The sequence below is a fragment of the Streptomyces sp. GESEQ-35 genome (genome assembly GCF_017948485.1).
Classification (GTDB): Bacteria; Actinomycetota; Actinomycetes; order Streptomycetales; family Streptomycetaceae; genus Streptomyces.
This window is the reverse complement of the sequence record NZ_JAFFSX010000014.1, coordinates 193,238-205,491: the sequence shown is the minus strand read 5'-3', so window position 1 is coordinate 205,491 and position 12,254 is coordinate 193,238. Positions and strand designations below refer to the sequence as shown.

The following is a 12,254-nucleotide window of genomic DNA, read 5'->3' as shown; positions in this document are numbered from 1 at the left end:
GTCACCCTCGGGCGCGGGTCAGCAGTTCGGTGACGTGCTCGCGGACCGCTTCCCATGCGGTGGCGTGCAGTGTGCCGAGGGCGGTGCGGTGCACGGCGTCGAGCACTTCCGCGGTGTCGGCGGCACATGTGGCGCTGCCGGTGAGGACCTCGTAGCCGTCGCGGACGGCGACGCGCAGACCGTTGCGGCCGTCGCCGTCGGCGTGCACGGCGGAGGCGACGACGAAGGGCGGCGGTCCGCCGGCTTCGCCCTCCATCTTGCGGTAGCTGCTGATGACCGGTTCACGCCAGCGCAGGCCGACCAGCAGGAGGCGCTTGGCCAGCACTTCGGCGAGGTCGGTCTCGTACACCCCGTCCGGTTCCAGCACCACGGCACGGGCGTCCAGTACAGATGCCGCGGGCAGCAGGCAGCGCAGTGTGCTGCCGACCAGGTTGCCGCCGACCGTGGCCGTGCGGCGCACCGCTCCGGTCCCGACACCGGCCGCCGCCCTGCGCAGCACCTCCGGCACCCGGTCGTCGACCTCGTGCAGCACGACGGCCGAGCCCAGCTCCTCGGGCCCGATCGTGTTGGCCTCCGGCAGCCGGCGCAGCGACACGGCCTGTTCGGGGAACCCGTCCCGCTGCCAGGTGGCCCACACGAGAGTCGCCCCGCCTATCGGCACCGCCCCGTCAACCAGGCACTCCTGCGCTTCGGGTATGGACGTGGGCAGATGCAACTGCACGGCAACCGACCTGCTTTCCCGGAAAGTTGGCGGTGGGTGAGGCGCCAGGACACCTCGGCCACATGATCACTTCTATGGCGCATTCGTACCCACACTCGCGGGGCGCATACAGGGCTCAACCCGTCACCTCGTGCGCCCCCCTGGGTTGAGCAACTGAGTTCGTCGGTGACGGCATCGCCCTGGCCGAGGGCGAGCAGCGCGTCGGCGAGGGCGAAGCCGGTGGCCCCGACGAAGCCTCGACGTTCTTCCACCGTCCGACCGCTCGACCCGGCCGCGCAGGCCACCCGGAGTACACGGTGAACGACACCCCTACGTCCCTGCCCGCGCCGCTGCTCGTCGTCGACGCCGTGCGCAAGACCTACCGGCTGCCGGACGGCGACCGGCTGACCGCCGCCGACCAGGTGTCCTTCACCGTTCCCCGCGGCGGGTCGGTCGGCATCGTGGGGGAGTCCGGATCGGGCAAGAGCACCGTCGCGCGGCTGGTCGTCGGTCTGATCCGGCCCGACTCGGGCACGATCACGGTGAACGGAAAGGACCGCACGCCCGGCCGCGGGCGACGCACCCGCCGTGACCGGCCGGCCCGGGCCCGCGAGATCCAGATGATCTTCCAGAATCCCTATGTCTCACTCGACCCGCGGCTGACAGCCCGCCCGTGCCTGCGCCTCGCCATCGCCCGGGCGCTCGCGGTCGAACCGCAGATCCTGATCCTCGACGAGGCGGTTGCCGCACTCGACGTTTCGATCCAGGCCCAGATCCTCCAACTCCTCGGCGACATCAGACACGAAACCGGCGTCGCCCTTGTCTTCGTCGGCCACGACCTGGCCGTGGTGCACCAGACGCCTCCTCGCCTCGGTGCCTCACCAGGGCTGGGACCCGGCCGAAGCCCGGCTGTAGGGCCCGGACGGGCGGGGCAAGGGTGCGGGCGGCATGCCGCCGTACGGGGTGCGGGCTTAACCCGTGTGATCGCCTCGAATGGTGGGACGGTCGGGTTCGGCTGACGGTGGATCACGTCAAGGCCGGGTCACACAGCTGGCGAAGCGTCAGCTGCCCGGGTGTGACGGAAGGATTCACAGATGCGCTCAGCACGCATGCTGGTCGCGACGGCCGCGGCCACGGCCGCGCTCGCGATCGCCGCACCCGCCTACGCCGATTCGACGGGTGAGTGGGACCACGAGGACTCCTCGCACAGCAAGGAGCACGACGAAGACTCTTCCTACGGCAAGAAGCACGACAAGGACAGCAGCCACGACGCGCCCCGCGGTGGAATGCACACGGGTGGCGGAGCGCTGGCCCTGGTGAACAACGACGAATGGGCCGAGGCCAAGGACCCCAAGCACGACCCGGACACCTATCGGGACGACCACGACGGTGAGCACGGCGAGGACTCCTGGGGCGGCGACCACGACGGTGGTCGCGAGGGCGAGCACCAAGGCGGGCACGACGGTGGTCGCGAGGGCGAGCACGAGGGTGGGCACGACGGTGGGCACGACCGGGACTCCGGCGGCGGCGACCACGACCGGGACTCGGGGCGCGGCGACCACCACGAGGAGCCCTGGAAGTCCGACCACGACAAGCCGCACGGTGGTGTGCACACCGGAGGCGGCGCGCTCGCCTCGCCGGAGGTGACGACCGCTGGGCTGGCCGTGCTGGCAGTGGCCGGTACCGGCCTGTACGCGTTGCGGCGGAAGAAGGCCTCCGAAGGCATGGCCTGACCGATGCCCGACGACATAACCGCCGCGGCCGCCGCACGTACCCCTCACGTCGCGGCGGCCCGGCTCGCCCCGCCCGCGTGATGTGTCCGCTGCCGTGCCCGAGTGAGATGGTGTCCGATGTCAGCCAGCCCTCCTTCCCCTACCGATGTCGAACCAGCGCCTTCATGGCAGAGAACCCGCAGAGCCGCCACGATCTTCTGGAGTGCGGTTGCCCTCGTCGTCGTGGCGGTGAGCCTGCTCGGCGGTGAGAACGAGCCGCCCAGCACCGGGCACGCGCACCATGCCGCTCCGGCCGCCACATCGTCCCCGTCCACGACGCCCCGGGCCGGAAAGCACCTGCCGCGGGCCAGACCGACCCGGCTGCGCATCCCCAAGATCTCGGTCGACGCGCCCTTCACCCCGCTCGCCATCGCCCGTTCCGGCCAGCTCGAAGCCCCTCCGGCCGACGAGGTCAATCTCGTGGGCTGGTACGCCAAGGGCGTCTCCCCGGGCGAGCCGGGCACGTCGATCATCGCCGGGCACGTGGACACGGCGACGTCTCCGGCCGTGTTCGCGGACCTCGGCGAGCTGAAGAAGGGCGACCGGTTCTATGTGAAGCGAGCCGACGGGCGCAGAGCGACGTTCGTGGTCGACAGCGTGGAGACCTTCCACAAGGACGACTTCCCCAGCCATCGGGTGTACGCCGACACTCCGCAGGCCCAGGTCCGCCTCATCACCTGCGCCGGGGACTACGACCGCAAGGCCAAGGACTACACGGAGAACCTGGTGGTCTTCGCTCACCTGCGTTGATGTCGGCCGGTGTTTGCTCCGTGTGGTCCTCCGGGAGGGGCCGTTGTCAGTGCCGCGCGCTAGCGTCCTTGACAGCGGCTTTCCCGCCACATTCCAGGAGGATTCATGACCTCGCGCCTCAACCCGTACCTCAGCTTCGACGGCGACGCCAGGCAGGCGTTGGAGTTCTACAAGGAGGTTTTCGGCGGCACACTGACTGTCAACACCTACGGTGAGTTCGGCCAGGGGGACGCGCCGAACGCCGACAAGATCATGCACGGCATGCTGGAGACCCCGAGCGGGTTCACCCTGATGGGCGCCGACAGCCCGCCCGGGATGCCGGTCACCCCCGGCACCAACTTCTCGGTGAGCCTGAGCGGCGACGACGACGCCGAGCTGCGCGGCTACTGGGAGAAGCTTTCCGAAGGCGGCTCGGTGTCCGTGCCCTTCGAGAAGCAGATGTGGGGCGACGTGTTCGGCATGTGTGCGGACCGCTTCGGCATTCCCTGGATGGTCGACATCGTCCAGCGGAGCAGCTGAACGCAGCCGCCGGCCGGGGGTCCCGTACGGACGGGACCGCCGACCGGTGCGCATGCGGGGAGACGTCCGCGGCGCTCACTCGTGCGTTGCAGGTCAGGCAGCCTGGCCGCCCGGCGCGGCGCCATGCCGCGAGACTTCTTCCATACGGTCCTCCTGGACCGCGCTGAGGGCACGGACCATCAGGGCGCCGGCCACGGCGGCACCCACAAGGGCCGCGTCGGCCGCCAGCAGCGGCCCGACGTCGGTGTAGGCGCGCGCGATGACCTCATCCGTGGAATCGGCGTACATCAGCCCCACTCCGCTGACCATCCCGACCAGCCACAGGGCCCACCACCAGTTCACGACACGCGGCAGTGGCCGTTCCGGAGCACCGATGCGGTGAATGTCGGCGATCAGGGCGCGGGGGACCCACAGGTTCGCGATGGGGATGATCCAGCCGAGGTAGGCCCAGGGCCAGGAGTAGCGGGGCTGCTGCGACGAGAGAGCGCGTGCGTTGTCCCGGACGCGCCCCAGCCACATCAGGAACGCGATGGCGCAGAGCACCGTGGCTGCGTCTCCCAGGGAACTGACGATGTGGTAGGCGTCCTCGAGGGCGGTCAGCGGGCGGTGCCTGCCGCCGCCCTGGTCCGGTGGTCCGGACGACGGCTGTCCCGCTGCCGCGAGACGGATCTGCCAGCCGGCTCGGGCCGTCCAGGCGGCGCCGACGAGAACGAAGGCGGCGACGGCACAACGGGCGGTCGTCCGGACCGGGTGCAGGGCCGCCTCGGCTATTTGATCTTTCACGCGATCATCATTGCGTACGAGTGTTTCCGGAGTTCCCCGTGATCAGACCGCCGTCGCCGGGTAGGTCGGGTACTCCACCCCGGAGACATGCTGGACGACTCGGATGACCTGGCAGGAGTAGCCGAACTCGTTGTCGTACCAGAGGTAGAGGATCGCGTTGTCGCCGTCGACCTTCGTCGCGCCGGCGTCGACGATCGAGGCGTGACGCGAGCCGATGAAGTCGCTGGAGACCGCGTCGGGGGCGCTGGTGAAGTCGATCTGGCGCCTCAGGGGCGAGGTCAGCGAGACGTCCCGAAGGTGGTCGAGGACCTCCTCACGCGTGGTCTCGCGGCCGAGCCGCAGGCTGAGGATCGCGATCGAGACGTCCGGGACCGGGACGCGGATCGAGCTGCCGGTGATCGGCGCCTTGAGGTCGGGCAGTGCCTTGGCGACGGCCGAGGCGGCACCGGTCTCGGTGATCACCATGTTGAGCGGCGCGGAGCGGCCACGGCGGTCGGCCTTGTGGTAATTGTCCAGCAGGTTCTGGTCGTTGGTGAACGAGTGGACGGTCTCCACATGGCCGCGCAGCACGCCGTACTCGTCGTCCATCGCCTTCAGCGGCGGCACGATCGCGTTGGTGGTGCAGGACGCGCAGGACAGGATCTGCTCGTCCGGCTTCACCGTGTCGTGGTTGACGCCGTGCACGATGTTGGGGACATCGCCCTTGCCCGGCGCGGTCAGCACCACCTTGTCGATACCGGGGCGCAGATGCTGGGACAGGCCCTCGCGGTCGCGCCACTTGCCGGTGTTGTCGATGAGGATGGCGTCTCTGATGCCGTACGCCGTGTAGTCGATCTCGGACGGGTCGCCCGCGTAGATCACCTTGATCTCGTTGCCGTTGGCGATGATCGTGCTGTTCGCCTCGTCGACGGTGATCGTGCCCTGGAACTGGCCGTGGATGGAGTCGCGGCGCAGCAGCGAGGCGCGCTTGACGATGTCCTGCTCGCCGCCCTGACGGACGACGACCGCACGCAGCCGCAGGCCGTTGCCGGAACCGGCCTTCTCGATCAGCAGCCGGGCGACGAGGCGGCCGATGCGGCCGAAGCCGTAGAGGACGACGTCACGCGGCTCGCGGCGCTCGATCTTGTTGGCTCCCGTGGCGCCGGCGACGGCCTCGGCGGTGAACTCCGCCACCGGCAGGCCGCGGTCGTCTGCCCGGTATGTCTCGGCCAGCATGCCGAGGTCGATCTGGGAGGGGCCGAGATCGAGCGCGGTGATGGCATGCAGGAACGGCAGGGTGTCCGTCACCGAGAGTTCCTCGCCGGCGATCTGCCGGGCGAAGCGGTGTGTCTTGAGGATGCTCACCACCGACTTGTTCACCAGGGAGCGGCTGTGCAGCAGGACGGTCACGTCCCGCTCGCGGTGCAGCTTCCCGATGATCGGGATCATCGACTCCGCGATCTCCTCGCGGTTCTTCCAGTTGGTGAACGAGTCCTCGTTGACAGTCACAGGATCCATCTCTTCCGAGCTAGGTAGCGCTCAGATGCTAACCGCGCGCCATTTTGATCAGCGCAGTCGGGTCGACGGATATCCGGTACGTACCGTTCCTTTGCAGTGGGCACCCTTGACAGTGTGCGTGCTGTTTCGCGACGTTTGATCCCTGCCGAACAGTTCGAGGAGGCAGGGCGCGGAGACCGCGTCAAGGGGGGAACCGGGGGGAGGGGTCGCCCGTGCGATCCGTGGGGAAGCAGCTGGACATCACCATCCACAGACCCGAGGAGCTGAGCGTCCCGCTGCGCAGGGCCTGGCACGAGGCGATGGACGAGTCGCCCGACTACGCCAATCCCTTCCTGGCGCCGGAGTTCGCGGCCGGGATCGGCAGGCACCGCGGTGGGGCGCAGGTGGCCGTCCTGTACGAGGGCAGGGAGCCGGTCGGCTTCTTCCCGTACGAGCGCAACTCCTTCGGCGTCGGCCGGGCCATCGGTCTCGGTCTCTCCGACTGCCAGGCGCTCGTGCACCGCCCCGGGGTCGTCTGGGACATGCAGGAACTGCTGCGGGCCTGCGGGCTGTCCGTCCTGGAGTTCGACCATCTCGTCGACGAGCAGAAGCCGTTCGGCCGGTTCGTCACCGGGACGTTCGCCTCACCCGTGGTCGACCTGAAGGACGGCGCGGGCGCCTACGCGGACTGGCTGCGCTCCACGTACCCCGGGGTGGCCAAGACGACGCTGAAGAAGGAACGCCGGCTGGGGCGTGATGTCGGCGACGTGCGTTTCGTCTTCGACGAGCGCGACCCCCGGATGCTGCACCGGCTGATGGAGTGGAAGTCCGCCCAGTACCGCAGGACGGGCCGGATGGACCGGTTCTCCCGGCCGTGGATCGTGGACCTGGTGGACCACTTCTTCCAGGTCCGCGAGGAGCACTTCACCGGTGTGCTGTCCGTGCTGTACGCCGGCGACCGCCCGGTGGCCGCGCACTTCGGGCCGAGATCGCGGACGGTGTTCGCGGCTTGGTTCACCACGTACGACCCGGAACTCCGCTACTACTCGCCCGGACTGATGATGCACCTGCACATGGCACACGCCGCGGGCGGTCACGGGGTGCGGCTCATGGACTTCGGGCGGGGCGACAAGGAGTACAAGGACTGGCTGAAGACCCGCGAGCTGCGCGTGGGCGAGGGGTTCGCCACCCGCCCGCACCCGGTGGCGGCGGCACACCGGCTGTGGCGCAGACCCGTGCGCGGTCTGCGGAACACGGTCCTGGCCCACCCCGCACTGCGGGAGCCGGCCGACCGGTTACTGAAGTCGGTCGGCACGCTCCGTACGTCGGGCCGGACGGGCCTCGAGAGACCGGCACCCCGCACCCGCTGAGCACACGCAACTCAACTCCCGGACGCGCTCGCGTGCGCGCCCTGAGCCTTTCGTACGTCCTTCTACGGCCGTTCGACGGCCTCTCGACGGAAGCAGGTGACGATGCCGTACGGATCGCGGCTCGCCGCGATGATGACACGGCGACTCGGACGCGAATGCGTCTACACGCCCTCGGCACGGCTGGCTCTGTATCTCGCACTGCGGCGTTGGTGCCGCCCGGGCGGACGGGTGCTGATGTCACCGGTGAACGACGACGTGATCCTCTTCGTCGTCCTTGCGGCCGGGCTGCGCCCGGTGCAGGCCCCCGTCTCCGTGTGGGACGGAAACATCGACCCGGACGCCGTACCGGAATCGACCTGGCGCAACGTGGACGCCGTCCTCACCACCAACCTGTACGGCATGCCGGACCGGGTCGTCGAACTGCGCCGCCGCTGCGACGAGTTGGGGATCCCGCTGATCGAGGACGCGGCGCACGCCATCGGCACACACGTGGACGGGCAGCGGATCGGGACCTTCGGGAACGCGGCCGCGTTCAGCCTGTCCAAGCATGTGGCGGGGATGGCCGGGGGATTCCTCGCCGTCGAGGACGCCCGCACCCGGCGGGAGTTGGAGCTGCTGCGTGACGATCTCCTGGTGCCGGGCCGCCTGCGCGCCGATCTGGCCGTGACACTGCGGCCGCTCGCGCGTTCCTCCGTACGCGCCCTGCATCTGGTGCGTCCGGTGTGGCGGACGATGCAGCGCCTCGGGTTGCTGGAGCGGGACGCGTTCCGTATGGCCCTCCATGCGCCGCGGCTGACCGGCTGCGCGCGCGAGGCGCCGAGCCTGGCGGCGTACGAGCCATGGGTCCGCGTCGACCTGCACGGCTTCCGGGAACGCCACGGGCCCATCGTCCGGGGGCAGTTGACGCTGCGGCTGGCCCGGCTCGACGGGGACCTGACCCGGCGCAGGGTCGGTGTCTCGTTGCTGTCGGGTACCGCCTGGGCCTCCCGGGCGGTACGCGACAGCGCGGCGCACGACGGCCCTCCGCCCCTGTTCCGCGTTCCGTTCCTGGTCGACGAACGCGACGCCCTGGTGGAGCGTCTGGTGCGACACGGCATGGTCTGCGGTTACGTCTACGACCCGCCGCTCGACGACTACGCGGGCGCGGAGTTCGTCGAACCGTCCCCCGACCCGTCGGCCGCCCGCTGGTTCGCCTCCCACGTGCTCCCGGTCGATCCGCTCCTGGCGCGGAGGATCACCGGGGCGCTCACCAGGGAACGGGCGACGGCCGCACTTCCTGATCCCGTCCCGGACCTCAAGCCGCGGACACCGCTCGGCCAGTAGGACACTAAGGCGACGGGACCGGGAGTGCACGCCCCGGTCCCGCCACCGTGACGATCAGCGAGGCCCGTACGCCTTCGGCAGCCGCATACCGCGCTCGGCCATGATCTCCCTCACCTTGTTCGGGTAGTTGGTGATGATGCCGTCGACCCCGGAGTCCATCAGCGCTTCCACGGTCGCCGGGTCGTCGCAGGTCCACGGGACGACCTTGAGGCCCCGGGCGTGCGCCGCGTCGACCATGGCCCGGTCGGCGTAGAAGCGGAATCCGGGGTCGCCGACCTTGCCGCTCTGCGGGAAGCCGTAGTTGGGGGAGAGGGTGGTGACGCCGGCGATGCTGTCGGCGGCCTTCACGAAGTCACCGTCGTAGTCGTCGGCGTCGATGCCGCCGAGCCAGGGGGAGGCGCCGTCCTGTCCGACCTGGAGGAAGTCGTAGTTGGTGAGCGCCACCAGCGGCCACCTGGGCGCGAGTTCGTGCATCGCCTTGAGCGCGCCCCAGTCGAAGGACTGGATGGTGACCTGGCGCTCGATGCCGGAGCGGTGGATCTCCTCGTACACCCGGCGCACGAACAGCTCTCGCGGCGCGGTCTGTTCGGGGGCGCCCGCCTCGACCTTCGTCTCGATGTTCAGGGTGACCTGCCTGGCCTTGTAGCGCTTGACCAGATTCAGGACGTCCCTGAGCTCGACCATCTTCATGCCCTTGATCTGCTCCTGCTCGGGGAAGCCCGGCAGCTGCTGGAACCCGCAGTCCATGGTCCTGATCTGGGCCAGCGTCAGGTCCTTGATGTACTTGCCGACGTACGGATGCATCGGGTCGCCCGGCGTGACGGGCGCCGTGTCCTTGCACTTCTGGGCGCTGACCTGGCGGTCGTGGGTGACGACGACCTTCTCGTCCTTGGTGATCTGGGTGTCCAGCTCCAGAGTGGAGACGCCGAGGCGCAGGGCCTTGCCGAAGCCTTCCAGGGACTCCTCGGTCGTCATCCCGATGCCGCCGCGGTGGGCCTGGAGGTCGAAGGAGGGCCTGTGGTCAGGCCCCCCTGGGCCGTGCGCCGTCGTCGCGTGAGCGGCCGCCGGGAAGGCGAGCGCCGGCACCAGGGCCAGGCCGGCGAGGACATGTCTTGAGGACATCGAAACCTCACTCTTGTTCGGTTCGGGGGGCGACCCGAAGACGCTAGTGCGGTCCCGGGGAGCGTACGACGACCTGGATGCGAGGACGCTGTGAACGCTGGGGAAACGCGCGCGTCCGTCATCCGAGGGGCCTGAAGGTGCGCAGACGCAGGGAGTTGGCGACGACGAAGACCGAGGAGAACGCCATGGCCGCACCGGCGATCATCGGGTTCAGCAGTCCGGCCGCCGCGAGCGGCAGGGCGGCGATGTTGTAGGCGAACGCCCAGAACAGGTTGGACCGGATGGTGCCGAGGGTCCGGCGGGCCAGCCGGATGGCGTCGGCAGCCGCCCGCAGGTCGCCTCGGACGAGGGTCAGGTCGCCCGCCTCGATCGCCGCGTCGCTGCCGGTGCCCATGGCCAGTCCCAGGTCTGCCTGGGCGAGCGCGGCCGCGTCGTTGACGCCGTCGCCGACCATGGCGACCGAACGGCCCTCGCTCTGAAGGCGCTTGACGACGGCGGCCTTGTCCTGTGGCAGCACCTCGGCGAAGACGTCCTCGGCCGCGATGCCGACCTGGGCCGCGACCGACTCGGCCACGGTCCGGTTGTCGCCGGTCAGCAGGATCGGCGTCAGACCGAGGGCGCGCAGCCGCTCGATCGCCTCCGGGCTGCTCTCCTTGACCGCGTCGGCGACTTCGAGGACCGCCCGTGCCTCGCCGTCCCAGGCGACGGCGATCGCGGTGCGCCCGGCCGCCTCGGCCTCGGACTTGGCCTGCTTCAGCTCCTGTGGCAGCTCCAACGCCCAGTCGGCGAGCAGTTGTTCACGGCCGACGAGGACCGCGTGGCCGTCGACGACGCCCTGCACACCCAGGCCGGGCACGTTCGCGAAGTCCTCCGGCGTGGGCAGCGAACCCAGCTTGTCCATGGCGCCGGCGGCCACGGCACGGGCGACCGGGTGCTCGGAGGCGTGCTCCAACGCGCCTGCCAATCGCAGGACTTCGGACTCGTCGGTGACGCTGTGCACGGCGAGCAGCGCCATCCGGCCGGTCGTGACGGTGCCCGTCTTGTCGAGGACGACCGTGTCGACCTTGCGCGTGGACTCCAGCACCTCCGGGCCCTTGATCAGGATCCCGAGCTGGGCGCCCCGCCCGGTACCGACCAGCAGCGCGGTCGGCGTGGCGAGGCCCAGGGCACACGGGCAGGCGATGATCAGGACCGCGACGGCGGCCGTGAACGCGGCCGTCAGACCGGCGCCGTTGCCCAGCCAGAAGCCCAGGGTGCCCAGCGCGAGGGCGATCACCACCGGCACGAACACGGCGGAGATCCGGTCCGCGAGCCGCTGCGCGGCGGCCTTGCCGTTCTGCGCGTCCTCCACCAGCCTGGCCATCCGGGCCAGTTGGGTGTCCGCGCCGACCCGGACGGCCTCGACGACGAGCCGCCCGCCCGCGTTGACCGTGGCGCCCGTGACCGGATCACCCTCGGAAACCTCCACCGGCACGGACTCGCCGGTGAGCATGGAGGCGTCGACGGCGGAGGAACCCTCGACGACCGTCCCGTCGGTGGCGATCTTCTCCCCGGGACGCACCAGGAAACGGTCGCCGACCTTCAACTCGGCGACGGGGACGATCCGTTCACCGCCGTCCGGGCTCAGCACGGTGACGTCCTTCGCGCCCAGCTCCAGCAGAGCCCGCAGAGCGGCTCCCGCCTTGCGCTTGGAGCGGGCCTCGAAGTAGCGCCCCGCCAGGATGAACGCGGTGACTCCGGCGGCGGCCTCCAGGTAGATGTTCCCGGCGCCGTCGCCGCGGGCGATGGTCAGCTCGAAGGGATGCGTCATCCCCGGCGTGCCCGCGGTCCCGAAGAACAGCGCCCACAGCGACCACAGGAACGCGGCCGACGTACCGACCGAGATCAGCGTGTCCATCGTGGCCGCACCGTGGCGTGCGTTGGTCAACGCCGCCTTGTGGAAGGGCCATCCGGCGTACGTCACGACAGGCGCCGCCAGTGTCAGGGACAGCCACTGCCAGTTGTCGAACTGAAGGGCGGGAATCATGGCCATCGCGATCACGGGGACGGCCAGGACGACCGAGGTGAGCAGTCGCTGCCGGAGGGACCGGAGCTCATGGTCGACCTGCTCGGGCTCGGGGTCGGCCCGCGCGGGCTCCTGCGCCGTGTACCCCGTCGCCTCGACCGTGGCTATCAGATCCGGGACGGAGACCTCACCGGTGTAGCTGACCCTGGCCTTCTCGGTGGCGTAGTTGACGGTGGCCGTGACCCCGCCCATGCGGTTCAGCTTCTTCTCGACGCGTGCCGCGCACGAGGCGCAGGTCATGCCGCCGATGACGAGGTCGACCTGGTTACTGGCCATCATCGCTCCTGGACTGCATACGGGTGAGGGGTATCCTGCCTTGCGTTGTCCTGTATACCCCTGAGGGGTATCAATCGCAAGCGCCGGAAGGCCTTGAC

The 12,254-nt window shown here is 69.9% G+C and carries 11 protein-coding genes; 6 read left to right on the top strand and 5 right to left on the bottom strand.

The genetic code is table 11. From position 1 onward, the window contains the following. Window position 1 precedes the first annotated feature (1 nt). Window positions 2-721: an FAD binding domain-containing protein gene (locus KCH87_RS26715; RefSeq protein WP_210588799.1), complete on the bottom strand. Its 720-nt coding sequence runs from the start codon at window positions 719-721 to the stop codon at window positions 2-4. A 296-nt stretch (window positions 722-1,017) separates the two neighbouring features. On the opposite strand from KCH87_RS26715, the gene KCH87_RS26710 reads away from it, so the two are divergent. The 4 genes from KCH87_RS26710 to KCH87_RS26695 all read left to right on the top strand — a co-directional run bounded on the left by KCH87_RS26710 (window position 1,018) and on the right by KCH87_RS26695 (window position 3,741). After that, window positions 1,018-1,719, top strand: coding sequence for an ATP-binding cassette domain-containing protein (locus tag KCH87_RS26710; RefSeq protein WP_374199037.1), 702 nt, complete (start codon window positions 1,018-1,020; stop codon window positions 1,717-1,719). Between the two features lie 75 nt (window positions 1,720-1,794). Beyond that, window positions 1,795-2,433: a hypothetical protein gene (locus tag KCH87_RS26705; RefSeq protein ID WP_210588798.1), complete on the top strand. Its 639-nt coding sequence runs from the start codon at window positions 1,795-1,797 to the stop codon at window positions 2,431-2,433. A 117-nt stretch (window positions 2,434-2,550) separates the two neighbouring features. Beyond that, entirely contained in the window at window positions 2,551-3,222 is a 672-nt protein-coding gene (locus KCH87_RS26700; RefSeq protein ID WP_210588797.1) for a class F sortase, read from the top strand. Window positions 3,223-3,327: 105 nt separating this feature from the next. Then, complete coding sequence (locus tag KCH87_RS26695) at window positions 3,328-3,741, top strand: VOC family protein (protein WP_210588796.1); 414 nt, start codon at window positions 3,328-3,330, stop codon at window positions 3,739-3,741. Between the two features lie 93 nt (window positions 3,742-3,834). On the opposite strand, the gene KCH87_RS26690 is transcribed toward KCH87_RS26695, so the two are convergent. After that, on the bottom strand, window positions 3,835-4,524 hold the full coding sequence (locus tag KCH87_RS26690; protein ID WP_210588795.1) for a DUF4328 domain-containing protein: 690 nt from the start codon (window positions 4,522-4,524) through the stop codon (window positions 3,835-3,837). Between the two features lie 42 nt (window positions 4,525-4,566). Next, complete coding sequence (locus tag KCH87_RS26685; RefSeq protein ID WP_210588834.1) at window positions 4,567-6,012, bottom strand: glyceraldehyde-3-phosphate dehydrogenase; 1,446 nt, start codon at window positions 6,010-6,012, stop codon at window positions 4,567-4,569. A 221-nt stretch (window positions 6,013-6,233) separates the two neighbouring features. Between KCH87_RS26685 and KCH87_RS26680 the strand changes: the two genes are divergently transcribed. Beyond that, window positions 6,234-7,370: a GNAT family N-acetyltransferase gene (locus tag KCH87_RS26680; RefSeq protein ID WP_308298924.1), complete on the top strand. Its 1,137-nt coding sequence runs from the start codon at window positions 6,234-6,236 to the stop codon at window positions 7,368-7,370. 102 nt (window positions 7,371-7,472) lie between these two features. Further along, a complete protein-coding gene (locus KCH87_RS26675; protein WP_210588794.1) occupies window positions 7,473-8,693 on the top strand; it encodes a DegT/DnrJ/EryC1/StrS family aminotransferase in 1,221 nt (406 codons plus the stop codon). A gap of 54 nt (window positions 8,694-8,747) precedes the next feature. Here KCH87_RS26675 and KCH87_RS26670 read toward each other — a convergent pair whose 3' ends face one another. Beyond that, window positions 8,748-9,815 (bottom strand): glycerophosphodiester phosphodiesterase family protein, encoded by a 1,068-nt coding sequence (locus KCH87_RS26670; RefSeq protein WP_210588793.1) that lies wholly within the window; start codon window positions 9,813-9,815, stop codon window positions 8,748-8,750. A gap of 118 nt (window positions 9,816-9,933) precedes the next feature. Next, window positions 9,934-12,156: a cation-translocating P-type ATPase gene (locus tag KCH87_RS26665; protein WP_247196853.1), complete on the bottom strand. Its 2,223-nt coding sequence runs from the start codon at window positions 12,154-12,156 to the stop codon at window positions 9,934-9,936. Between the last annotated feature and the right edge of the window lie 98 nt (window positions 12,157-12,254).